Origin of the sequence: Streptomyces sp. NPDC002054, assembly GCF_040296685.1 — a bacterium.
Taxonomy (GTDB): Bacteria; Actinomycetota; Actinomycetes; order Streptomycetales; family Streptomycetaceae; genus Streptomyces.
This window is the reverse complement of the sequence record NZ_JBEOXT010000003.1, coordinates 183,281-207,361: the sequence shown is the minus strand read 5'-3', so window position 1 is coordinate 207,361 and position 24,081 is coordinate 183,281. Positions and strand designations below refer to the sequence as shown.

Genomic DNA, 24,081 nt, shown 5'->3' with positions numbered 1-24,081 from the left:
GGGTTCTCTTTCAGACCGAGGTTGCGGTGGCGGTGTCGGTGGCGGTGGCGGTGGCCGTGGCCGTGGAGGCGCCGGAGGGGATGCCGAAGGAGGGGTCGGGCACGGTCGCGGGGCTGAGCAGTACGGAGGGGCGCCCGTCCGGGCCGACCGGGATGTCACCGTCGACGGTGACCCGGCGCAGGGTGCGCTCGTGGTCGTCGGAGTCGTCGACGCCGTAGTGCTGGGTGGCGCGGTTGTCCCAGATGGCCACGTCACCGGGCTGCCACTGGTGGCGGACGGTGTTCTCCGGGCTCTCGATGTGGTCCTGGAAGAGGTTCAGCAGGGTGCGGGAGTCGCGGCCGGTGAGGCCCTGGATGCGCTGGACGAAGTTGCCGAGGAGCAGGGTGCGTTCGCCGGTCTCGGGGTGGACGCGGACCACCGGGTGCTCGGTCAGGAACGTGGTGGAGGTGAACACCTCGCGGTACTGGGCGAGCGCCTCGGGCAGGGCCTCGGGCTTGAGGGCGGCGTAGTCGTACTCGTTGGAGTGGACGGCGCGCAGGCTGTCGGCGAGGGCCCGGAGCGGCTCGGGAAGGTGCTCGTAGGCGGTGGCGGTGTTGGCCCAGAGGGTGTTGCCGCCGTAGGGCGGGAGGGTGACGGCGCGGAGGATGGAGAAGGCCGGGTAGGCGGGGACGAAGGTCACGTCGGTGTGCCACTGGTTGGCGCGGGCGCCGTGGTGGGAGTCGATGCCCAGGGCGTAACGGCCGTCGGCGGAAGGGACGGTGGGGTGGGCGACGGGGGTGCCGAGCAGGCGGGCGAAGGCTTCGTGGCCCGCCTCGTCGAGGTGGTCCTGGCCTCGGAAGAAGACGACCTTGTGGGCGAGCAGGGCGGCGCGGATGCCGGCGACGGTCGCGGGGGCGAGGTCGCCGCCGAGGCGTACGCCGCCGATCTCGGCGCCGATCCGGCCGCCGATCCTGGTGACGGTGAGATGGGTGCGGGTGGCCGTGGACATGGGAGCACTCCTTGGGGAGGAAGGAAGAGGGGGTGCGGGCATGGCTCCGGGCGCGGAGCCGGAGCCGGTGCCGGCGCGGGCGCCAGGGGTGTGGGGAGCCCGCGCCGACGGCTCGGCGGGGTGATGCGATCGAAGACGCGACGGCCCGGCCCCGGGCGGCAGGCCCGGGGGAAGGCGGGCAGAACCGGGGTCAGCGGGCGGTGCGAGCCGCTAGCGGCAGGCGGGGGCCGGACAACAGCGGCCCGGACACCCGGCCGGTACGAGGACCTGGCCGGACGTGTGGAGCCGCGGAGCGAAGGTTTCGGTCGCGGACATGGCTCGGAGCGTGGCAGCGCACCCGGGGCCGGTCAAGGTCCGTGCCGGGCAGCACGGGCGGCCCGGAGCGGCGGGTACCGAGGGAACCATTGCCCGCACGGACGTTCGCACCGTCCCGTCGAACCCGCTCTGACCTGCCGATTCGGCGGTTTGCACGAGCGCCCACAGGCCGTGCTGACCAACCGGTCGGTCCCGCCGGGGGATTTCACGGCCCCGCAATGCGACCGCCACGCAGCGAACGCCGCCGTGCTGCGCGAGCTGCTCGGAACGGACGGGCCCGGACGGCCCGGACGGCCCGGACGGCGCACCGGTGGCATCGGCCGGCCCCGGATCCCGGTAGACCTGCGCCCCGAGGCGCGTCTGCGCCGAGCCGGCGCGGGTCGGCGTTCCGTATGCGGGCCCGGCGGTGCTGTCCGGGGTCGCCGCGGCCGTATCGCTCGGACCGCTGGTCAGCGATCCGTCGAAGTCAACCGGAACTCACGTTCCATCCGATCCGTCCTCTTTCACCTGCGAGGGCGAGATCACATCCAGCGCTTATGGTCTCGCCTGAGTGACCCCCCTAGCATTCGAGCCATGACGGTCCTGCCTGACGACGGGCTCTCCCTGGCCGCCGAGTTCCCTGACGCGACACATGAGCAGTGGCAGCGCCTGGTAGAAGGCGTACTGCGCAAGTCGGGCAAGGAAGCCTCCGGCACGGCCGCGGAAGACGCGTTGTCCACCCAGCTCGAGGACGGGCTCCGCACCCGCCCGCTCTACACCGCGGCCACCACGGCCACCACGGCCGCCTCGGCCACGCCCAGCGCCGCCGACGGCCGGGCCGAGACCGGACTGCCCGGTTTCGCGCCCTTCGTCCGCGGCGGCCGGGCGGCCGGCAACGTGGCTTCCGGTTGGGACGTACGGCAGCGGCTCGTGCACACCGATCCGGCCCGGCTCAACGAGGCGGTCCTGGCCGACCTGGAGAACGGGGTCACCTCGCTGTGGATCACCGTGGGCCAGGGCGGAATCCCGGTCTCCGGTCTCGCCCGCGCACTCGACGGGGTCTACCTCGACCTGGCCCCGGTGGCCCTGGACGCCGGCGCCGAATACCCCGAGGCCGCAGCCGAGTTGCTGCACCTATACGCCGAGCGCGGCGTGCCCGCCGAGGCGGCGCACGGCAGCCTCGGCGCCGACCCGCTGGGCCACGAGGCCCGCACCGGCGAGGCCCTCGACCCGGCTCCGGCCCTGGCCCTGGCCCGGCAGACCGCCGCCGGCTGGCCCGGCCTGCGCGCCCTCACCGTGGATGCGCTGCCGTACCACGAGGCGGGCGGTTCGGCCGCCGAGGAACTGGGCCTGTCCCTGGCCACCGGCGTGGCCTACCTGCGCGCCCTCACCGAGGCCGGCCTCAGCACCGAAGCGGCCTTCGGGCAGCTGGAGTTCCGCTACGCGGCCACCGCCGACCAGTTCCTGACCATCGCCAAGCTGCGCGCCGCCCGCCGGCTGTGGGCCCGCATCGCCGAGGTCTCGGGGGCCCCGGAGGCGGGCGCCCAGCGGCAGCACGCGGTGACCTCGCCGGTGATGATGACCCGCCGCGACCCGTGGGTGAACATGCTGCGCACCACCGTGGCCTGCATGGCCGCCGGGGTGGGCGGCGCGGACTCCGTCACCGTGCTCCCCTTCGACCACGAGCTGGGCCTGCCGGACGCCTTCGCCCGCCGGATCGCCCGCAACACCTCCACCGTGCTGCTGGAGGAGTCCCACCTGGCCCGGGTGATCGACCCGGCCGGCGGCTCCTGGTACGTGGAACAGCTCACCGACGAACTCGCCCACGCCGCCTGGGACTTCTTCCGGAGCATCGAGCAGGCCGGCGGCCAGGCCGCCGCCCTGCGCTCCGGCCTGGTCGCCGAGCGGCTCGCCGCCACCTGGGCCGCCCGGTCGAAGAAGCTGGCCACCCGCCGCGAGCCCGTCACCGGGGTCAGCGAGTTCCCGCTGCTCTCCGAGAAGCTGCCGGCCCGCGAGCCGGCCCCCCAAGCGGCCTCCGGCGGTCTCCCCCGGGTCCGCCGGGACGAGGCGTACGAGGCGCTGCGCGCCCGCTCGGACGCGCACCTCGCGGCCACCGGCGCCCGGCCGCGGATCTTCCTGGCCGCGCTCGGCCCGGCCGCCGCACACACCGCACGCGCCACCTTCGCCGCGAACCTGTTCCAGGCGGGCGGCATCGAGGCCGTGCACGACCCGGTGTCGGTGGACCCGGAGACGGCCGGCCCGGCCTTCGCCGCGAGCGGTGCGGACGGCGGAATGGCCGTGATCTGCTCCAGCGACGCCCTGTACGAGGAGCAGGCCGCTGCCGTGTCGGCGGCCCTGCGGGCGGCGGGCGCGACGACCGTGTTCCTCGCCGGCCGGCCCGGCACCGCCGAGGCGGCCGTGGACGAGTACGTCTTCGCCGGCTGCGACGCGGTCGCCGTGCTGTCCTCCGTACTCGACCGGATGGGAATTGCCCGATGAGCATCCCCGATTTCTCCGAGCTGTCGCTCGGCAGCCCGGGCGCTGTGTCCGGGGCCACCGAGGACCAGTGGCGGGCGGCCGTCAAGGAGTCCACCGGCACCGCCGCCTCAGACCTGCTGTGGGAGACCCCCGAGGGCATCGGCGTGCAGCCGCTGTACACCGGGCGGGACCTGGAGGGCCTGGACTTCCTGGGCACCTACCCGGGCGTGGCGCCGTACCTGCGCGGCCCGTACCCGACGATGTACGTCAACCAGCCCTGGACGATCCGGCAGTACGCCGGCTTCTCCACCGCCGAGGAGTCCAACGCCTTCTACCGGCGCAACCTCGCGGCCGGCCAGAAGGGCCTGTCGGTCGCCTTCGACCTGCCGACCCACCGCGGCTACGACAGCGACCACCCGCGGGTGACCGGCGATGTCGGCATGGCGGGTGTGGCGATCGACTCCATCTACGACATGCGGCAGCTGTTCGACGGCATTCCGCTGGACAAGATGTCCGTCTCGATGACCATGAACGGCGCGGTGCTGCCGGTCCTGGCGCTCTACATCGTGGCGGCGGAGGAGCAGGGCGTCTCCCCCGACAAGCTGGCCGGGACCATTCAGAACGACATCCTCAAGGAGTTCATGGTCCGCAACACCTACATCTACCCGCCGAAGCCGTCGATGCGGATCATCTCCGACATCTTCGCCTTCACCTCGCAGAACATGCCGCGCTACAACTCCATCTCGATCTCCGGGTACCACATCCAGGAGGCGGGGGCCACGGCCGACCTGGAGCTGGCGTACACCCTCGCGGACGGGGTCGAGTACCTGCGGGCCGGGCAGGGTGCCGGGCTGGACGTGGACGCGTTCGCGCCGCGGCTGTCGTTCTTCTGGGCGATCGGCATGAACTTCTTCATGGAGGTCGCCAAGCTGCGCGCGGCCCGCCTGCTGTGGGCGCGGCTGGTGAAGCAGTTCGACCCGAAGAACAGCAAGTCGCTGAGCCTGCGCACGCATTCGCAGACCTCGGGCTGGTCGCTCACCGCGCAGGACGTGTTCAACAACGTCACCCGCACCTGTATCGAGGCGATGGCCGCCACCCAGGGCCACACCCAGTCGCTGCACACCAACGCCCTCGACGAGGCCCTCGCCCTGCCGACGGACTTCTCCGCCCGCATCGCCCGCAACACCCAGCTGCTGCTGCAGCAGGAGTCGGGCACCTGCCGGGTCATCGACCCGTGGGGCGGCAGCGCGTACGTCGAGAAGCTGACGTACGACCTGGCCCGCCGGGCCTGGCAGCACATCGAGGAGGTCGAGGCGGCCGGCGGTATGGCGCAGGCCATCGACGCGGGCATCCCCAAGCTCCGGGTGGAGGAGGCCGCGGCCCGTACCCAGGCGCGGATCGACTCGGGCCGGCAGCCGGTGATCGGCGTCAACAAGTACCGGGTGGACTCGGACGAGCAGATCGAGGTCCTCAAGGTCGACAACTCCTCGGTACGCACCCAGCAGATCGCCAAGCTGCGGCGGCTGCGCGAGGAGCGCGACGAGGCGGTGACCCAGGACACCCTGCGGGCGCTGACGAACGCGGCGGACCGCGGCGACGGCAACCTGCTCGCCCTGGCGGTGAACGCGGCGCGGGCGAAGGCGACGGTGGGCGAGATCTCGGACGCCCTGGAGAAGGTGTACGGGCGGCACGCGAGCCAGATCCGTACGATCTCCGGTGTGTACCGCAACGAAGCAGGGGAGTCCCCGTCGGTGGAGCGCACCCGCGCACTGGTGGACCGGTTCGAGGAGGCCGAGGGCCGGCGCCCCCGTATCCTGGTCGCCAAGATGGGCCAGGACGGGCACGACCGCGGCCAGAAGGTGATCGCGACCGCCTTCGCCGACCTCGGCTTCGACGTGGACGTCGGCCCGCTGTTCCAGACCCCGGCGGAGGTGGCCCGCCAGGCCGTCGAGGCGGATGTCCACGTGGTGGGCGTCTCCTCGCTGGCGGCCGGCCACCTGACCCTCGTACCGGCGCTGCGCGAGCAGCTGGCGGAAGAGGGCCGTGAGGACATCATGATCGTGGTGGGCGGGGTGATCCCGCCGGCGGACGTCCCCACGCTGCTGGAGATGGGTGCGACGGCGGTCTTCCCGCCCGGCACGATCATTCCGGACGCGGCGCACGACCTGGTGACCCGGCTGGCCGGGGACCTCGGTCACGACCTCTAGGCCGAGGGAATGCCCCCGAGAATCGACATCGACGCGTACGCGAAGGGTGTGCTCGACGGGAAGCGCGCGCTGGTGGCGCGCGCCATAACCCTCGTCGAGTCCACCCGCCCGGACCACCGGGCGCTGGCCCAACGCCTGTTGACGCAGCTCCTCCCGCATTCCGGCGCGGCGCGCCGGATCGGGATCAGCGGCGTCCCGGGCGTGGGCAAGTCCACCTTCATCGACGCGTTCGGCACGATGCTGACGGCGCTCGGCCACCGGGTCGCCGTCCTCGCCGTCGACCCGTCCTCCACGCGTACGGGCGGCTCCATCCTCGGCGACAAGACGCGGATGGAACGCCTGGCAGTGGACCCGGCGGCGTTCGTCCGGCCCTCGCCCTCGGCGGGCACCCTGGGCGGGGTCGCGAAGGCCACCCGCGAATCCATGATCGTGATGGAGGCGGCGGGCTACGACGTGATCCTGGTGGAGACGGTCGGCGTCGGCCAGTCCGAAACGACGGTGGCCGGCATGGTCGACTCCTTCCTCCTCCTCTCCCTGGCCCGTACGGGCGACCAGTTGCAGGGCATCAAGAAGGGCGTCCTGGAGCTGGCGGACGTCCTCGCGGTCAACAAGGCGGACGGGCCGCACGAGCGCGAGGCCCGCTCGGCGGCCCGCGAACTCTCCGGTGCCCTGCGCCTGATGCACCCGGCGGACGCGGGCTGGACCCCGCCGGTCCTGACGTGCAGCGCCCGGGAGTCGACGGGCCTGGACGAGGTCTGGTCCCGCCTGGAGGCCCACCGCGAACTGCTGTCCGGCACGGGCCGCCTGGCGGCGAAGCGGGCAGCCCAGCAGGTGGAATGGACCTGGTCGATGGTGCGGGAGGAGCTGCTGGACCGGCTGCGCTCGCACCCGGGGGTCCGGGGCGTGGCCCCGGAACTCGAAGCGGCGGTCCGCGACGGACACCTGACCGCCACCTCGGCGGCGGACCGGATCCTGGCGGCGTTCGGAGAGGCGGCGGGGGCAGCGGGGGCCTGAGGGCCGCCGCATGCCCCCTGCCCCCGCCCCCGGGCGGGTCACAAGAGGTGGTGCAGTTTCACAACGGGGGGCAATGCGTCGGCCCCCCGGACGCTGTCACTTCCCACCGGAACGAAGACGTCGCTCAGGAAGACGAGTCCGGCCAGCGGAGCGACATCCACGTGGCCGTCCGTGACCACGCGCCCGATGTCCAAGGCGTGCAGCTGCGGAAATGCTTCGGGCAGCCGGTGAATTACTGATTGCAGCACGCCGTTCCCGCCGCCGACCAGAGTCAGGTCGGTGATCCCTGCCAAGGTGGCCTCCTCTGGAAGCTTCTCGATCGACGAGGGGTCCAGCCGGAGGTTCTTGAGCAGGGGAAGGCTGCTTATCTCGCGCCAGTCCTCGGCCGACCCCGGGCTGAATTCGGGATTCAGGGCGAGGTACCTGAGCCGGGAACAGGCACCGAGACCGGTGAGCCCGTGCACGGGTCTCAAGCCGCCCAGCAGTCGGAGCTCTTGGAGCGTGTCTCCAGCCAGGATCGTTCCGCAGTCCCATGCCGTGTCGGACGGACTGCGGAAGGCCAGGAATTCCAGCTTCGCCAGCCCGGAGGCCGGACCCATGTCGAGCTGCGGGCTCGCAATGTGGATATCCAGCATGCGGAGCGGCACCCCGCCGATCCCCGCAAGGCTGACGAGAGCCGGGCAGTCGCGAATCACCAGTGAGTGCAACTCATCCTGCCCTGCCAGGAATTCCAGGTCGCGCACGGCCCCGTGGGACAGTTCGAGTGCCGTGATGCTGGAACCGGAGAGGTACGTACACAGCGCTTCGATCGACACACCACCCCTGATGTCCAGGCGACTGGGCCGCAGCCGAAGACGGATCAGCTGATCCAGCTGTTCATCGGACTGCACGGTGTACATGAGATTGTCCGGCTTCAGGTGGGCGATCACCTCATCGGCGTACTCGGCGCTGTCGAAGCGCGACCACGCCCACACGAGCTGGGAGCGTACGGGGACGAAAGGATGCTCGGCGAACTGGGCCAGGAAGGGAATCGCGGCGCCGGAGGCGACATTCGAGGCCGCGATGGCCACATTCCAGGCCGACCTGTCGTCGAGCCCCTCCGGGCCGGAGAGAAGCCCCAGAATGAGGGGACCGACTTCCGCCAGCGCGCGTGCCTCTTCCGCGTTTCCCGGCGGAATGAGCCCGGCCGTCCGCTGCTCCACCAGGTCACGCACGGCGGGGTCGAGGACGGTGGCCTGTTCCAGGCAGGCGGCGGCGAGCAGATAGACGCGGGACCGGGTCCGCCGGTCGGAGGCCCGGTCTCCCTCCGCGAGCAGGCCCCGGAGGATCTCCGCACGCTCGCGCGGCTTGGCCAGGGCGACCGCCATGCGGATGACGTCCTCCCATTGGTCGTCCCCGGCGCGGCCGATCAGCAGACCGAAGTCGCCCTCCTCCACGGCCGCGCGGGCCCCGAGGAAGTCCTGGAAGGTCTTGTGGACGAAGTCGATCGAGTCCGGGGCGGGTTCCCGGAGCAGCCCGCTGCGCAGCAGGAAGTGGTCGAAGACGGCCCCCGCGTCCCCCAGCGCGGCCAGCTCGGGAACGGCGGGCAGTGCCCGCCCGATGATGTCGTCGGCCCTCGGACGGGCCATCTCCGTACGGCCGTTCTTGATCAGCCAGTACGCCAGTCGCTGGAGCAGGTCGAGCTGAGCGTCCTCGCCCAGTTCCGGAACCTCGATGTCGCGCTCCCGGTCGCGGCGGCTGAGCAGCATCGAGAGCGCGGCCTCGTAGAGCTCCTTGCGGCCGTGCGGCAGGTAGCCGCGCCGCTCCCGGTGCAGGGCGCAGACCAGCCCGCACATCAACGGGTTGGTGGCCAGCCGGCCCAGGTCGGGCTTGGTGCGTACGGCAGTGAGCAGGTCCCGTTCGTACGCGTCGAGCTCGGCGGGGTCCTCGGCGTCCGGCCGGGCCGCGGCATGCCAGCGCCGGATGAACGTGGCCACCTCGGCGGGGCCCATCGCGGACAGGGTCAGCTCGCTGAACTCCGCCTCCGCCAGCCACTGCTCGCCCACGGCGGACGGACGGGAGGTGACCAGCCAGCGGTTGTCGCCGTCGTACTGGTCCATCAGCTCGCTCAGCCAGGTGCGGGTCCGCTCGCGCTCGCGCTCGGGCACCTCGTCGATGCCGTCGACCAGCACCAGGCCCCGTCCTGCCGTGAGCACCCGGTGCTCCCAGCCCCCGTCGGCTGGGTCCCCGCCAGGTTGCAGCCGATCGCCTCCAGGAAGTCCTTCGGCATCGGGAGGCGTCCGCCCTGCCGGGTGAGTCTGCGCAGCGGCAGGACGAAGGGAATGCGGTCGTGCAGGTAGGCAGTCCGGGGCGAGAACTCCTGCCCGGCGGCCGTGACCGCGAGCCACTGGACCAACGTCGTCTTGCCCGAGCCGGCCTCCCCGCGGAGCAGGACCCGGGGGCTGTCGGCAAGCGCCTGGTCCGCGAGGCGCGGACCGGCGGCGACCGAATACGCGAGCCACTGGTCCTGCGTCACGGCCGCCATGTCGGCCTCTGCGACCACGCGGTCCTCGATGCGCTTCAGCAGCTCCCGGTGCAAGGGCGTCGGCACGGTCGACGTCGCCTCCAGGCTCAGGTAGGCGACATCCAGCGGCCACCGGGCCGGCGACCGGTTGAGGTCGATCCCGTAGATCGTGAGCTTGCCGTGCTTCTTCGCCACGTACTGCAGGTACCCCTGCTCGAACGCGGCGTCCTCGCCGCCCGGCAGCGGATTGCGGCGGATCAGCTCGTCGACCTTGGCAGTCAGCTCGCCGACCGCCCGCGTCTGCTCGACCAGGGTGTGCGCCACGAACGTGGACCGCTGGGTGAAGAAGTGCAGGATGTGCAGGCAGGCCGCGTCGAGCAGCCGCTCGTAGAAGTAGGTGGCGTCCGCGCTCAGTTCGCGCTCGGGCCGACCGCCCGCACGGCGCAGTTCCCGGGCGAACTCCCGGTGGCCGAGGCGGACCGCCTCGAGGTCGGTGAGGGTGAGATCACCGAGGGCGTGCAGGGTCGCGGCCAGGGCGTCGGCGACCGCCTGTTCCTCGTCCGCCGGGACGGGGCGCTCGCCGCCGGTCCGCAGGGCCTGTTTGACCAGCCTGGCGGCGAGGTCCCGGACGTCGGCACCGGTGAGGGAGCGCTTCTCCCCCGTGAAGGAGACGTACCCGGAGATCCGGATCGGCTTGTCGACGACCCCGGCCCCGGGCCCCTCGGTGACGAACAGTTTTCGCAGCAGCGGGGCGACGGCTGCCGACGCCAACCGCATCCCGATGATCCCCGGTTCCATACCCGCCCCCCGATGAGCTCCGAACGATGCTCAAATCGTAGGCGGTTGGGCCGACGCCCCACCGGGCCTGTGGATAACCCGGACCGGGCCTAGACGGCGGCCGGCACCGAGGCCGACGGAGTCGGGGCCTCCAGCACGGACCGCAGCACCCGCTCCTGCTCGTCGCGCTCCGGGGACGCCAGCAGCGCCGCCAGTACGGCGATCCGCGCCTGCCCGGCGCGTAGGGTTCCGGTCGGGACCGCGCCCGCCGCGACCAGGTCGACGGCTCCGCCGTGCGTGTAGATCTCGGTCACCGGACCGGCCTGCACCCGCGTGGTCAGCGCCACGAGCACCCCGCGGTCCACCGCCGCCTCGACCGCCGCCACGATCTCCGGCGTGGCGTTGCCCGCGCCGGTGGCGACCAGCACCACACCCCGCGCGCCCGCCTCGACCGCCGCGTTCAGCAGCACCGGGTCGCCGTCGGCATGGTGCATGACCATGTCGACCCGCGGCTGGGCGTCCGGCATGGCGGGCAGCGGCAGCGGCTTCGGCCGCTGCGGCTCGCGCAGCACCGTCACCTTCCCGAAGCCGATCTTCCCGAGCCACTCCCCCGACGGGTCGGCGAACGCGTCCGCCGCCAGGGTCTGCGTCTTGATGGTGCCGCGCGCCCCGTGCACCCGCCCGGCGAAGGACACCAGGACGCCGAGGCCCCGGGTGCGGGCGGCGACCAGCAGCGCGTCGTAGAGGTTGGCCGGGCCGTCCCCGTCCTCGATGCCCATCGGCAGCTGCGCGCCGGTGAACACCACGGTCCGCGGGTCGTGGTGGTGCAGGTCGACGAGGAAGGCGGATTCCTCCAGGGTGTCCGTGCCGTGCGTGACCACGACGCCCTCGACGTCGGGGTCGGCCAGCACCTCGTGGACGGTGCGCAGCAGGGTCAGCTGGTGTGCCGTGGTCAGGCGGGGGCTGTTCACGCTGAACAGGTCGACGACCTCGACGGTCACGCCCTCCGGGACCGGCGCGGTGGCCATGACCTCGCGTCCGTCCGCGTCGGCGGCGAATCCGGAACCCTGCCAGCGGCTCGCTATCGTCCCGCCGGTGCTGATGACGACGATCCGTCCCACGACCCTGCCCACCCTTCGACTCGCATCGACTCGTACACATATACGTATCCAGCAATGATAGGAAGTCTCAGGCGCAATCGGATTGCCAATTCCGGCCAGCTGTTCACAAACCTTGGGGGATCATTGCTTCATGGACGCGATCGACCGAGAAATCTTGCGTGAGCTGCAACGGGACGGCCGGCTCAGCAATCAGGAGCTCGCCCAGCGCGTGGGCCTCACCCCGTCCCCCTGCATGCGCCGGGTACGGCAGCTAGAACAGGACGGCGTGATCCAGGGCTACCGGGCGGTAATCGACCCGGAGGCGGTCGGCCGCGGCTTCGAGGTGCTGGTGTCGGTGGAGGTCAAGCGGGACCGGGAGGCGGTGGAGACCTTCGAGGCCGCCCTCCAGGACATCCCGGACGTCATCGAGGCGTACCGACTCTTCGGCAGCCCCGGCTGCCTCCTGCGCATCGCGGTGGCCGACCTGCGCGCGTACGAACGCCTCTGGATCGAGCAGCTCACCGCGCTCTCGGGGGTCACCGAGGTGAATTCCCAGATCATCATGAAGCGCATCAAGGAACCCACGGGCCTGCCGGTCGACCGCTGACCGGCACCCTGCGCAGGCTCACACCCCGCCCTGGAGCCGAACCCCCACGCCGGTGACGCCGCAGTCCCCGGCGGTGAACGCGATCGAGCGGTGCGGGCCGGTCACGGAGACGGCGATGCGGCCCTCGGGCCCCGGTACGAGGGACACCTCACGTTGCGCCTCGGCGAGGATGCCACGGATGCGGAGCTCGGCCACCTCACGGAACACCAGCGAGAACACGAAGGTGTTGTACGTCGTGTCCGCCCACTCCGGGCGGGGCCGGTCGGGCAGCCGGTCGGTCTGGAAGCCCAGCGTCACCGACGTGTCCCGCTCGTCGATGTGCGCGGAGAACATCAGGCAGCCGCCGAGGTCCGGCGGGCTGTCATACAGCTCGTACAGCTCATGCAAGTCGTTCAACTCAAAGGTGTTCATAGAAGGTCCTCGCGGTGACCGGCGGGACGGTGTCGTACAGCCTGACGTCGAGCTTGCGCACGAAGGCGTGCGGGCCGCCGTCCCCACCCTCGGCATCCTGCGCGAACACACTGAGGTGGCCGGCCAGCGGCGAGGCGTTCGAGGTGAACGCCACCCGCACCCCCGGCCCGGCAACCCGTACGGCCAGCCGGTGGTCCGGGAGCTCCTCGAAGGAGAAATCCACGGTCGCGGGCGGCCTCCAGCCCTCCATCTCGAAGTCCGCGACATGCCCGAACTGCAGGTGGCACTGCACGGTCTCGCCGGGCCCGGCCTCCCACCGGCCCGCAAGGGACGGCAGGTCGATGCGCAGCGTGACGGTCGGAGCCCACCCGTCCATGCGCACCGACCGCAGCCGGACCCCGGTCAGCTCGGGCAGTTCCTCGAAGCGGAGGTCGACGAGGTCGGTGAGATCGATCACGGGCCGGACGGCACAGGGCGGATCGTCGTGCAGCGGACGACCGGGCCGTCCTCCGTGGCCAGTACCGAGACCTCGAACTCGCGCGCCGGGAACTGCCGCGCGAGCGCGCCGCGCCAGCAGAAGGCGATGTCCTCGGCCAGGGCCGTCGCCTGGGCGTCGAAGTCGGAATCGAGATCGAGGTACTGCCACAGCCGGAACTGGTTGAGGACGGCCTCCACCGCAGTGGGATTCCCGGGGAGTTCCGTCTGCCACTGTGCGAAGTTCCCGGGTTCGTAGACGCGGTCCCACAGCACGCAGTCCCCCACCTCGACAAACCGGGGCAGGAACACGCGCGCGATCGCCGACCACTCGGCGATGCCCACCCGCTGCGCCAGGAAGTCCAGATAGTCGACGTCGCCGTCCACAGCGGTGACCCATTCCCTGATGTCCGGGTCGTCCATCGGTTCCATCACGTCATCATCTCGGCAGTTCATCGGGGCGGGCGGGTCGAGGCATTTTGTCCCAGGTCAGGAACTCCTGACCTGTTTTGGGGTTGACGTTCCTGTGGGTTTCTAGCACGTGCGGTGCCGGTACGCCGCCGTGGGGTGCGGAGTCCGGATCCACGTCCACCCGCTTGAGCGGCAGCCCGTCCGGCCCGTAGACCGCGTACGCCGTGACCGTTCCGTCCTCCTTGCGGCGTACGAGGATCTCGTCGGGATTGGCCGTCTTGGGGAAGCGCCCCTGGTGCGGCGTCGCCTGCGAGAGGTCGATGCCGCAGGGAGTGAGGCCGAGGGCGTCGTACCAGGTGTGCGGGTTGTGCACGTACGCCACCGGGTTGGGCGCCGGGGCCAGCCCGAGGGGGTCGGGCGAAAGGTAGCGCGCGGTCTCGGGGTCGTAGGTGCGGAAGACATTGTGGTGGAGACCCGACTCCGGGTCGTAGTACTGGCCCGGGAAGCGGAGCGGCGTGTAGGCCGTCGCGTCTCGGTTCCAGGTAGTAGTGCCCCACACCGTCGCCCGGGTGTGCCAGGCGACTTCCCCCTCCTCGTCGACGAGTTCGGTCGGGGTCCCGACGAGGTCGGTGACGATCGAGAAGAACCGGGTGTCGACCTCGGACTGCGGTGATTCGGCGGTGATGCGTTCGGTCTGGGTGACCGGGTGCATCCCCTGGTGCGTCCAGGTGAGCGTGACCGGGTGCGGCAGCTCGTCGGAGACGTTGGTCTGCTCGCAGAGAACCGGTCCGTCCCAGGTGAACAGGACCTCCTCCGCCACCTCGCCGGTGTCGGTGAGCCGCTGCTTGGCCGTGCGGCGGCCGAGCGGGTCGTACCGGTAGCGCCACTCCGTACCGTCCGGGGTCACCACCCCCACGAGCCGGTCCTCGGCGTCCCAGGCGTACCGCCAGGTGTCCGCCTTCCGCGAAAGCCGGACCTTCTGCCGGAGGATGACCCGGCCCGCCGCGTCGTACTCGTAGCGCACCGAGCCGGCGCGCCGCACCCGGGTGCCCTCGTAGACCCGCTCGCCCACCGCTTCCGCGCCGGGGTGGGTCTGCGGCCACCGGGCCGTCGTCTGGTTCCCGGCTTCGTCGTAGCCGTACCGCTCGCTCCAGCCGGAGGCATCCACCGCGGTGACCCGGCCGGCGGTGTCCAGGCTGAAGCGGCGCTGCCCGGTGGCGGAGTCGTCGATCGCGGTGAGTGCTCCGTCGGCGCGGTAGGCGTAGCCCCGTCGGCGGAGGGTCCGGCCGTCCCGGCCGACGAGCGCCTGCCCGGTCCGGCGGCCGAGTTCGTCATAGGTGTGGGAGACCGACGTCCCGTCGCCGAGCGTCCGCGAGAGCACCCGGCCCACCGCGTCGCGTTCAAAGGTGACGGTCCGCCCGGACGTGTCCATGCGCACCTGCTGCCCGGCTTCGTCGTGCGTCCATGCGGCGACGGATCCGGTCGGTGTCGTACGGCTCGTCCGGCGGCCCAGCCGGTCGTAGGTGAACGACAGGGTCCGGCCGTTCACCGTCTCCGAGGCGAGACGTCCGGCCCGGTCCCACAGGCGCAGGACCTCGCCTTCGGAGTCCGACACGCGGCCCAGCTGACCGGCCACGTCGTACTCGTAGTGGCGGACCTTCCCGTTCACGTCCTCGCGGACCAGCCGGCCCAGCTCGTCGCGTTCGTAGCACATGCGGGCACCCGACGGCGTGGTGCATTCCGTCAGGCGCCCGGCCGGGTCATAGGTGTACCCGGTGGTACGGCCGTCGAAATCGGTCTCGCTGATCACGCGGCCGGCCGGATCGTGGGAGTACGTCCAGGCCAGCCCCTGCGGGTTGGTGACACCGGTGAGCCGCAGCTCGGCGTCGTGGGCGAAGGCGTACCGGACGCCGTCGGGTCCGGTACGCGCCGCGAGCAGGTCGAAATCGCCGTACTCGGAGACAGTGGTGCCCCCGGCCGCGTCGGTGAAGAGGACACAGTTGCCCTCGCCGTCGTACGTCCAGGACTCCTTGGTGCCGTCCGCGGCGACCCGTTCGACAAGCCGCCCTTCCACGCTCCACGCCATGCGGGTGGTGTGGCCGAGGGGGTCCGTGACCGCCACCGGGCGGCCGAAGGCGTCCCGGGTCCAGCGGGTGACCCCGCCCAGCGGATCGGTCTGCTCGACCGGCAGTCCCGCCGGGTCGCACCGGACGGTCGTGGTGTGGCCCAGGCCGTCGGTGACCGAGGCGAGATTGCCCCGCTCGTCGTACCCGAAGCGGGTGGTGACCCCCGAAGGGCCCGTCATGGCGGTGAGGTTGCCCCGCTCGTCGTAGGTCTGGCGCACCACGGACCCGTCGGCGCCGACGACCCGGACCGGGCGCCCCAGCGCGTTGTACTCGGCGGAGGAGGTCCGCCCGTCCGGACCCTCGATCGCGGTGACGCGGCCCGCCTCGTCGTAGGTCAGCCGGGTGACATGGCCGAGCTGATCGGTGTGCGACAGCACGCGGTTGTACCGGTCCCGCTCCGTGTGGACCGCGGCACCCGTGGCGTCGGTCTCGGAGAGCACCTGGGCGCGCTCGTTGACCGTGTACCGGCGGGTGTGGCCGAGCGCGTTCGTGGCGAGGGTGAGGCCTTCCTCGTATGCGTAGCGCATGTTCAGGTGGCCGTTGGTGCCGGACTGCGCGATGCAGCGGTGCCGGTCGTCGTAGCTGTAGTCGAAGCGGCGGCCGTTGGTGTCGGTCCAGGAGGTTATTCGGGCTTGGTCGTCGTAGTCGAAGCGGAGCGGCTTGCCCGAGGAGTTGACGACCTCGGTCAGTCGGCCCTCGGTGTAGCCGAAGTCGAGGATCCTGGTGCCTTCGGCCAGCGACAGCGAGGTGATCCGGCCGTGGGCGCTGGTGATCCGGACGCGGTAGCCGCCGCTGTGGCTGATGCCGGTGGGGGCGCCCTCGATGTCGTACTCGTACGCGATCCAGTTGCCGTTGCGGTCGTCCAGCTGCAGGAGCGTGCCCTCGGCTCCGTACCTCCAGGTCCGCCCCGATTCGGGGTCGGTGACGGTGTAGTCGCCCTCGGGGGTGCGGGCCAGCGGCCAGCGCCGGCCGTGGGTGGGGAGTGCGGGGAGGCCGGGGGCGGGGTGCGGGTAGGTCAGCAGGCCGCCGTCCTCGCCGACCAGGATCACGCCTTCGGCGTCGATCTCCAGGCGCTGGTCGAGGGTTCCGGACCAGGAGGGACCGAACCAGCGGCCCGCCCGGTAGGAGGACTCGAAGGTGCGGTTGAGCACCAGGGGCAGGGCACCCGGCAGAACCAGGTCGGTCTGGGGGAGGACCATCCGGCCCGTGGCCACGTCGACCGGGTCGTCCACGCACACCTTGTCCTTCGGGGTGCGGCAGGTGGTGTTCGGGCCGTCGCTGTCGACCTGCTGGCGGGGCGGTGAGGGCTTGCCGTTGTCGGCGTACTTGCCGACGGTCGCCGCCTTCTTGGCCATGCCCAGGCCCTTGGTGCCGAGGATCTCCGGGATCAGCTTGCCGAGGCCCTCCGCCGGGTCCTTCTGGAAGGCGTCGATCATGTTCTTGGCGGTGCCGAGCGGGTCGTTGGCCGCGACCGCCAGACCGGTGACCGTGTTGTTGAGGTTGGTGAGGTACTCGGCCGGGTGGGTCAGGTTGTAGGGGTCGAGCGGGTTGACGGAGCGGGCGAAGTTGACGATGCCGGCCGTGCCCTTGATGACGCCGCCGACCAGGTGGTTGGCGTCGATCGCGATGCCCTCGAAGCCGTCGCCGACCTGCTGCGCGTACGAGGGCTTGGGCGGGGCGGCGTCACGGGCCGCGGTCAGGGCCGTCTTGGCAGTCTCCGCGGCCTCGTTGCGCTGCTCGCGGGCGCTGATCACCTTGTCGTAGGCGGCCTTGATGCCCGCCTCGCCCGGGTCCGTGAAGCCCGAGGGGCGGGGCGGCAGGTCGTCCTTCTTCGCCTTGACCGCGTCGTTGTACTCGTCGACCTTCGCGTTGTACGCGGTCCGCGCGTCCTGGGAGGCCTTCTTCGCCTTCTTGTACTCCTCGATGGCGTCCCGGGCCTGGTTCTGCGCCCACTCCACCGTCTCGGCGAACCGGGTCAGGGCGCCTTCGGCCTTCTCGAAGGCGTCGGCGGCCTTGAACCACTTCGGCGGCTGCTTGGCGACGTGCTCGGCGTACGCGTCGGCGGTCACGCCCTTGATGGAGTCCGCGCTCAAGCCCTTGATGCCCGTCCCGACCTTGTCGAAGTTGGTCCGGAAGTCGGTGAGGTGCTTGGCGTTCGACCGGATCTTCGACACACTGCCGTAGATGATCTTCTTGGGGTCCTCGGTCTGGTCGAGCTCCAGCTCGGCGACCTCCGCCCCCATGGAGTTCGCCAGCGACCGGCTCTTCTCCCGGACCCAGTCCGCGCCGTCGTCCCAGCCGACGTCCTCGGCGAGATCGGCGGTCTTGTCGCCGAGCCACTCGACGCCGTCGCCTATGCCCTCGACGACATCCTCGCCGGCGTCCTCGATGAAGTCCGGGGTGAAGTCCCGCCAGCTCATCAGTCCTTGCCCCCGTCGTTCCCGGCCGTCTGCTGCAGCAGGTCGTTCAGCGAACCGATCTGGCCGTTGTTTTTGAGCGTCTCACCGGTCTGCGACCAGTTCTCCGCGACGTCCTTCTGCATCTTCTCGAAGGACTCGCCGCTCCAGTCCGGCTTGTAGACCTCCCACGGCGGACGCGTGATGTCGTCCCAGGACTTCTTCTCGATGTCGTCCTCCAAGGCGTGCGGGTTGCCATAGAGGGAGTTCACCCCGACCTTGAACGCACCCTGGATGTACTGGTCCTCCTCCCAGACCGTGCCCGCCGCGATGCCCAGATTGGACGCGAGCGTGCTGGCATCCTGGATCAGCGCCCGTACGCCCCACTCCCAGCGCTCGCAGAAATCCTCGAACAGGTCCGCCACCCCCGGGTGCCCGGCCTCCATCCCCGTCATCGACAGGGACTCGAAACCGGCACCCATCGAGGCGCCGCCGGCCGTGCCGATCTCGCGCAGTTCGGCGATGGCGCCGCGCAGTCCCACGGTGATGTTCTTGACCGCGGATGCGTCCATCCCCAGGTCTTCATTGCCGCTCACCGGCCGTCCCCCTCCGTGCCGGCATCGACGGCGACGGCATCCGGCACGATCCCGCTCACCGGCGGGAACAACATCGCCCCGTCCTCGTCGGCCACGTCGACGGCGACCCCGGTCGGCCCGTCCAGCCCCGGCACCACGCCATCCACCAGCCGCGCCCCCAGGATGGCCAGGAACTCCAGCTCCTCGGTGGCCGGCATGCCCCGCTTGACCGCGAAACGGGCGAGCGCCGCCTCATCGGTGAACGCGTAGATCCAGCGGATCCCGCCCTGGAACCCGGACATCAGCCCGCCGTCCACGACCGGCACCAACAGCACCGCCCGCCGGAACTCCCCCACGAGCCGCCCCGGATCCCCGTCCCCTGCCCGCACCCGGGCTATCTCTTCGGTCAACTCCACGGCAACGCCCCCGTTCGCTCGGCCGTCCAACCTACGCGACCGGGCCGGCCGGCCCAACAGGGGGTCTACATGTTCGTGATGCTGATACGAAACAAACGTGTCCGGTCGCTACGCAGCGCCCGTCCGCGCGATCACGACGGGCTCTTCGATCAGCCGCACGGCCGGCGGCGTTCCGGGCATCGGCCGCACCCATGCAACCGGGGTGTCCGCAACCTCGGCGAGGTGCCAGTCACGGCAGGTGCCGTCAAGCGCCAGGGGGTAGAGGGTGAGCGTGCCGTCCGGTGCGATGTGCATCCGGAGGAACCCCTTGTGGTCGTCGATGGACTGACCGGACATCTGCCATTCGGCGACCGTGCCCCGGTTCGTCCACAGCACCCACAGGGCGAACAGCCCGGAGCCCAGGAACGCCCCCGTCACCGCAGCGACGACCAGCAGCATCAGCAGCACCCAGCCCCCGTTCCAGGAGGGTGGGACCGGACGGGCCAGGGCGACGGCGACCGCCAGTGCCGCGACGGCGACCGCCAGCTGGAACAGCACGGCGGTGATCGCGCCGGTCGGCGGTCTGGGCCGATGTCCGGGCAGCAGCCCGCTCCCCCACCCGAACACAAAGGGCAGACCGAACAGGGCCACACTCGTGCAGAGCAGGCCGACCAGGTCGTCGGTGCCGGCCCGGCGTATCGCGTCGACCGGATTGCGGCTTCCTTCCGCCACCGCGAACGCGCAACCCACCAGCAGCACGAGCACCAGTTGCAGAACCCCGGCCAGTACGGCGAACCCGGGGTTGCGCCGCGGCAGCCAGTAACGCGACCAGGGCTTGGCGATCCCGCGCGCGAGCGAGCGGGACTCCTTCTCATCGGGATACGTCTGCTGCGCGAGGGCGAACGGCGCCGGCGGGCCGTCCTTCTCCCGCATCCGCGAGGCGGCGGGCGGCAGCGGCAGCACCTTCGGCAGGCGGTGCGTGGACGCCAGGAAGGCGCCGCCCAGGCCGCAGGTCACCATCTGGCGCCGCCGGGGATCGGGCGGCAGGGTCGCGCCGGATATCCCGTCGGATGTTCCGCCGGATGTCCCGCCGGATCCGGGCTGCTCCTCGGGCAGGAGTTCCGCGTAGCGGGCGTAGTGGTGCGCGTCGCCGGTCAGCCACAGCCGGATCGACGCGCCCGTTTCCTCGCGCCTCCCGGTCGCCCGGTCGAACCGGGTTCGGATGACGTTCCGGTCGAACCAGTGCAGGGAGTTGAAGGCGTTGGACTCCTCGTCGCTCTTCACCCAGGTGGGCTCGGCGGAGCAGACGATCACGCTGTCGCCCGGCAGCAGTCGCGGCGTGAGGTAGGACTCGAAGTAGCGCCGCTGCGGGTCGTCGAAGTAGGAGTCGAGCTGGCTGTCCAGCCCGACGAGCCACCAGCGCTGCGGCAGCTTCACGGCGAAGTAGCTCCGGGTCTGCCGGGTCTGCCAGCCGCCGATGCGCCGTCCCTGGGCGAACGTACGCAGGAACGCGGTGAGGCCGTCGTACCAGTCGTGGTTGCCCGGCAGCGCGACCATCAGCGGCTGGTCCGGCGCCGACGGGAGCGCGGCACGGTAGGGGCCCTTCATCCGGTCCTCGTACGCCGTCGTGGAGGCCACCGGGTACACCTGGTCCCCGCCGAGGACCAGCAGCGAGGCGCGGGGCAACGAGACGGGCCCGGCGGGCTCGGCACCGGCGCCGGCAGCGGCCCCGGCTATGGTCTGCCGGTCCGCCGCCAGGGCGGACGCCACCGAGCAGGTCGCCTCGAAGCCGTCGCCGAGGTCGGCGACGAAGTCGATCCAGATCTCCGCAGAGCCGGGATCCGCCAGGGGTGCCCGCAGCAGGCCGGCCTTGAGCGCGCCCTGGATCTCGCGCTTGTCCGCGTAGTCGGCGAACACGGCGGCCAGCCCGACCTTGACCGCCGTACGGGCCAGCTCCTTCGGTGCCAGCCACCGCACCGGTTCCTGCGGGGTGAACCGGAGCGCCGCCGCGTGTTTGCGCAACTCATGGACGTCCACGATGGCTCCTGCCTACCTGCCTCAGAGCGGCGACCAGGGCAGGACGTTCTGCGCGTACACGTCCCACAGCCTGCCGAAGAAGAACTGCCCGAAGCGGCCCAACGCGGCCACCCTGCCGGGCAGCGTTGCCGCTTCGACCCGGAAGGTGGTGAGCTGCTTCAGGAAGTCGGCCGGGCGGATGTGGACCGCCCCCGAGGCCACCACCTCGGCTCCGGACTCCTCGCCGGCATCGACGTGGCCGCGCAGGATGCGCGTATAGAGGACGGAGGTGTCCTTCCAGACGCCCCGCCGGGAGTCCTCGCTGACGTCCTTGTAGCCGCTGAGGGTGAGTCGGTGACCGGCCCGGTCGGTGAAGAACAGGCGGTACCGCATCCGCAGGTGTTCCGGATCGGGCTCTTCCACGAACAGCCGGAAGGTTCCCCGCTCCACCGGAAGCCGTCCGCCCAGCTCCTGGCAGACGATCTCGCCGTGCAGTTCGGCTTCGTGCTCCGGGCCGACGATGAAGCGGTCCACGCCCCGGATGTCGACGGTCAGGTGCACGGCCAGGTCGGCGGCTGCTCCGCCCTCCGCCGAGGCCCCCGCCTGGACGTCGGTCTCACCGAACGCCACACGGCCGACCATGCGTTCGGTGAACCGGATACGGGTCGGGTCGTCGGGGCGGTCCGCAGGAGCGGCGGGCCGCCAGGGAATCCCCTGGGCGGTGCACCAGAGACGGGCCCGGTGGACTCCGAGTTCCACGGCCTGGGCGAATCGGTCCCTGCCGAAGTTGATGAGGTAGTTCAGCGGGACCTCGGCGCTCAGCAGCCTGACCTCGATCAGGCGCCCGAACTCTCCGCGATCCCCGCTGCGGATGGCCGCATTGTTGGCCTCGATCCGGCGCAGCCAGTACTGCAACTGACCGTTGGCCGTCGTTTCGATGATGTGAAAGTAGTTGGCCACGAAGCCGTCCCGCCAGCGTTGCCGGCGGCTGACCGTCCAGATGATCCACAGCTCGTCACAGCCCCGCCTGATCGCCTCCTCGACGTTTCCGTCGGTCAGGTAGACCGGGTCGATGTAGGTCTGCCCGTCGATGACGACCGGCGGGAACCACATGGGCAGCGACACTCCGGCACAGAAGCGGTCCTCGTCCATCCGGTCGGCGGTCACCGTCTCCAGTTCGTTGGCGCTGAAGTTGTAGAGGTTGAAGGTGGCTTCCCGATCGGTGGCCCGGATCTTCTCCCAGTCCAGCCCCCAGCCCGGGAAGACATGCCGACGATATCCGTCCAGCGTGAAGAGGGAACGGGCGTAGGGCCCCTTCGGCAACTCACGCCAGTTCGGAGAAACGCCCCTCAACGGAGAAAGGTTGCGCCAATTGTCCGCAATTTCATGCCCGGACATCCCCTGGCAGTACATGGCGAGGTTGAACACACCTCCACTGGCACCGTCAACGTGGTCGAACTTCAATTCAGCCTCGTCGAGCAGGACCTGGAGGACCCCCGCCTGGAAGGCCACCTTCAGCCCGCCGCCGGCGAGAATAAGAGATCTCCGCGGGGATCCGCTGGAGCCGCTGGAGCCGCTGCGGGACTCAGCACCCTGACCGTCCATCATGAGGGCCTCGCACGGTTCTTCCGGTCCTTCTGGTGATCCTCGACGATGCGTACGGCCGACCGATCGGCCAGCGCCGCAATCGTGAGCGAAGGATTCGGGCCCACGGGCCCGGGCATCACCGAGCCGTCGGCGATCGACAGCCCCGGATAGCCGTACACCCGCCCGAAGGAATCCACCACGCCTTCCTGCGCGTTGCGCCCCATCGGCGCGCCGCCCACGGGATGCACGGTGATGAGCCGGTTGAGCCACCACAGCGGATTCGAGGCGTAGCGCCCGCCCAGACTGTGGGACACCCGCTGCATGGTCTCGTTCATCTGGTCGAAGTACTGATCGGAGGCGGCGAGATCCCAGTCGAGGTCCAAGTGTCCGTCCCGGAGGAACATCCGGCCGTTGGGGACGTCCCTTCCCATGCCCAGCAACGGGATGGAGGTCGCCGTGAACAGCCCCTTGCCCATGGCGTCCCCGAGCTGTCGCCCCACCCGGCTTCTGGCGGTATGGGTCAGCTGCGACCACCCTCGGCGCATCAGGAACCTCGCGACCCGGTTGGACAGGGTCAGGACATTGTGCTCGACGAGCCAGTTGAGAAATTCCGGATAGCCGGCGTCCTCGATGTAAAAACCTCGACTGCCCTCTCCACCCCCCGCCCGATCCACACGCATCGCACTCGTAATAACCGGCCCGAAACTCGGCTCCAGCATGCGCGGCACCGTCTCCCCACTCTCACGCCTCTCCAGCGCCTTGAACACCAGCCCGAGAAAGTCCCCGTTTCCGGAGAAATGACTCCCCAGCGCCGGACTGAGTGCCGGAAAGGCGCTGCGGTTCCGCAGCAGCAGATAAGTGGTGCCGAGCGCACCGGCGGAAAGAACCAACCGCCTGGCCTTGACGGTGCGCCGCTCGGGCGGACGGAGCGGGTCCCCGCCCGCGGCGGCGTGCTCGATGTACGAGACGAGAAACCCCTGCGGGACGGGTTCGAACGACCGGACCTCGCAGCAGGTCCTGATCTCCGCCCCGAGCCGGTCCGCGGCACTGAGGTAGGTGAAATCCAGGCTGTTCTTGCTGCCGAAATTGCAGCCCACGTCACATTCGCCGACCAATCGGCAGGTATACCGCGGACTGTGGTGCAGATTGTCCTCACCACCCTCGATGGGAACACCGGGCACCGGGGGCTCCCCAAAGGAGACGGCCAACAGCGGAAGCTCCCACGGCAGCCCCAGCCGCTGGGCCGCCTGCTGCATCGCAGCAGTCTTCGGCGTGTCCTGGTACGGCTTCACCCCGAACGGGTACGGCTGCGCGTCCATCATCTTCTCAACATCGCCATAATGAGAATCAAGATCCTCACGCGATACCGGCCAGCTCTCGTAACCACCGTCGAACGACTCGTGCACGAACCAGCTTTCCGGCTTGCGGATCAGCACGTTCGCATAAATCAACGACCCTCCGCCCAGCCCGCTGGACACCAGGGCGTCGAGCTTCGAGAAGCTCCACATGTCATACATCCCGTACAGACGGGAATCCGGATCCCAGAAGTTCTTGGCCGCGTCATGAGGACTACGCGGAAAAGACCCGGGCGGAAATGCCTTCCCCCGCTCCAGAAGGCATACACTCAGCCCGGCCTCGACCAAACGAAAGGCCGTCACGGACCCACCAAAACCCGACCCGACGACGACGGCATCGAAAGATTCCACGCTCGCCACCTCTAAA

General features: G+C 70.6%; 17 protein-coding genes. 4 read left to right on the top strand and 13 right to left on the bottom strand.

Annotation, left to right across the window (positions count from 1 at the left end; genetic code table 11):
- Window positions 1-10: 10 nt before the first annotated feature.
- On the bottom strand, window positions 11-988 hold the full coding sequence (locus ABT123_RS04050; protein WP_351309451.1) for a TauD/TfdA dioxygenase family protein: 978 nt from the start codon (window positions 986-988) through the stop codon (window positions 11-13).
- An 888-nt stretch (window positions 989-1,876) separates the two neighbouring features.
- Here ABT123_RS04050 and ABT123_RS04045 point away from each other — a divergent pair.
- From ABT123_RS04045 to meaB, 3 genes are read left to right on the top strand one after another with little or no spacing between them, the layout of a single operon-like run.
- Window positions 1,877-3,781: a methylmalonyl-CoA mutase family protein gene (locus ABT123_RS04045; protein ID WP_351309448.1), complete on the top strand. Its 1,905-nt coding sequence runs from the start codon at window positions 1,877-1,879 to the stop codon at window positions 3,779-3,781.
- Window positions 3,778-5,967 (top strand): methylmalonyl-CoA mutase, encoded by a 2,190-nt coding sequence (scpA, locus tag ABT123_RS04040; RefSeq protein WP_351309445.1) that lies wholly within the window; start codon window positions 3,778-3,780, stop codon window positions 5,965-5,967. The genes ABT123_RS04045 and scpA overlap by 4 nt, the downstream gene beginning before the upstream one ends.
- A 9-nt stretch (window positions 5,968-5,976) precedes the next feature.
- Entirely contained in the window at window positions 5,977-6,981 is a 1,005-nt protein-coding gene (meaB, locus tag ABT123_RS04035) for a methylmalonyl Co-A mutase-associated GTPase MeaB (RefSeq protein ID WP_351309442.1), read from the top strand.
- Window positions 6,982-7,019: 38 nt separating this feature from the next.
- Here meaB and ABT123_RS04030 read toward each other — a convergent pair whose 3' ends face one another.
- The 3 genes from ABT123_RS04030 to ABT123_RS04020 all read right to left on the bottom strand — a co-directional run bounded on the left by ABT123_RS04030 (window position 7,020) and on the right by ABT123_RS04020 (window position 11,382).
- Window positions 7,020-9,176, bottom strand: coding sequence for an NACHT domain-containing protein (locus tag ABT123_RS04030; RefSeq protein WP_351309439.1), 2,157 nt, complete (start codon window positions 9,174-9,176; stop codon window positions 7,020-7,022).
- Window positions 9,089-10,261, bottom strand: coding sequence for an NACHT N-terminal Helical domain 1-containing protein (locus ABT123_RS04025; protein WP_351309436.1), 1,173 nt, complete (start codon window positions 10,259-10,261; stop codon window positions 9,089-9,091). The genes ABT123_RS04030 and ABT123_RS04025 overlap by 88 nt, the downstream gene beginning before the upstream one ends.
- Window positions 10,262-10,371: 110 nt before the next feature.
- Entirely contained in the window at window positions 10,372-11,382 is a 1,011-nt protein-coding gene (locus ABT123_RS04020) for an asparaginase (RefSeq protein ID WP_351309434.1), read from the bottom strand.
- A gap of 130 nt (window positions 11,383-11,512) precedes the next feature.
- Here ABT123_RS04020 and ABT123_RS04015 point away from each other — a divergent pair, with 130 nt between their 5' ends.
- Window positions 11,513-11,968 (top strand): Lrp/AsnC family transcriptional regulator, encoded by a 456-nt coding sequence (locus ABT123_RS04015; RefSeq protein ID WP_351309431.1) that lies wholly within the window; start codon window positions 11,513-11,515, stop codon window positions 11,966-11,968.
- An 18-nt stretch (window positions 11,969-11,986) separates the two neighbouring features.
- Here ABT123_RS04015 and ABT123_RS04010 read toward each other — a convergent pair whose 3' ends face one another.
- The 9 genes from ABT123_RS04010 to ABT123_RS03970 form a co-directional block, all read right to left on the bottom strand.
- Window positions 11,987-12,379, bottom strand: a complete 393-nt coding sequence (locus ABT123_RS04010) for an Imm50 family immunity protein (protein ID WP_351309428.1) — start codon at window positions 12,377-12,379, stop codon at window positions 11,987-11,989.
- Complete coding sequence (locus ABT123_RS04005) at window positions 12,366-12,836, bottom strand: hypothetical protein (protein ID WP_351309425.1); 471 nt, start codon at window positions 12,834-12,836, stop codon at window positions 12,366-12,368. Before ABT123_RS04005 ends, ABT123_RS04010 begins: the two co-directional genes overlap by 14 nt.
- A complete protein-coding gene (locus tag ABT123_RS04000) occupies window positions 12,833-13,285 on the bottom strand; it encodes a hypothetical protein (RefSeq protein WP_351309422.1) in 453 nt (150 codons plus the stop codon). Before ABT123_RS04000 ends, ABT123_RS04005 begins: the two co-directional genes overlap by 4 nt.
- A 7-nt stretch (window positions 13,286-13,292) precedes the next feature.
- Complete coding sequence (locus tag ABT123_RS03995; RefSeq protein WP_351309419.1) at window positions 13,293-17,810, bottom strand: putative T7SS-secreted protein; 4,518 nt, start codon at window positions 17,808-17,810, stop codon at window positions 13,293-13,295.
- Complete coding sequence (locus ABT123_RS03990) at window positions 17,810-18,382, bottom strand: hypothetical protein (RefSeq protein WP_351309416.1); 573 nt, start codon at window positions 18,380-18,382, stop codon at window positions 17,810-17,812. The genes ABT123_RS03995 and ABT123_RS03990 overlap by 1 nt, the downstream gene beginning before the upstream one ends.
- On the bottom strand, window positions 18,379-18,777 hold the full coding sequence (locus ABT123_RS03985) for a hypothetical protein (protein ID WP_351309413.1): 399 nt from the start codon (window positions 18,775-18,777) through the stop codon (window positions 18,379-18,381). Before ABT123_RS03985 ends, ABT123_RS03990 begins: the two co-directional genes overlap by 4 nt.
- A 108-nt stretch (window positions 18,778-18,885) precedes the next feature.
- Complete coding sequence (locus ABT123_RS03980) at window positions 18,886-20,793, bottom strand: hypothetical protein (protein ID WP_351309410.1); 1,908 nt, start codon at window positions 20,791-20,793, stop codon at window positions 18,886-18,888.
- Window positions 20,794-20,814: 21 nt separating this feature from the next.
- Window positions 20,815-22,377 (bottom strand): patatin-like phospholipase family protein, encoded by a 1,563-nt coding sequence (locus ABT123_RS03975; RefSeq protein WP_351309743.1) that lies wholly within the window; start codon window positions 22,375-22,377, stop codon window positions 20,815-20,817.
- The gene (locus tag ABT123_RS03970; protein ID WP_351309407.1) at window positions 22,377-24,065 is read right to left on the bottom strand and encodes a GMC oxidoreductase; all 1,689 of its coding nucleotides are present in this window, start codon (window positions 24,063-24,065) and stop codon (window positions 22,377-22,379) included. The genes ABT123_RS03975 and ABT123_RS03970 overlap by 1 nt, the downstream gene beginning before the upstream one ends.
- Between the last annotated feature and the right edge of the window lie 16 nt (window positions 24,066-24,081).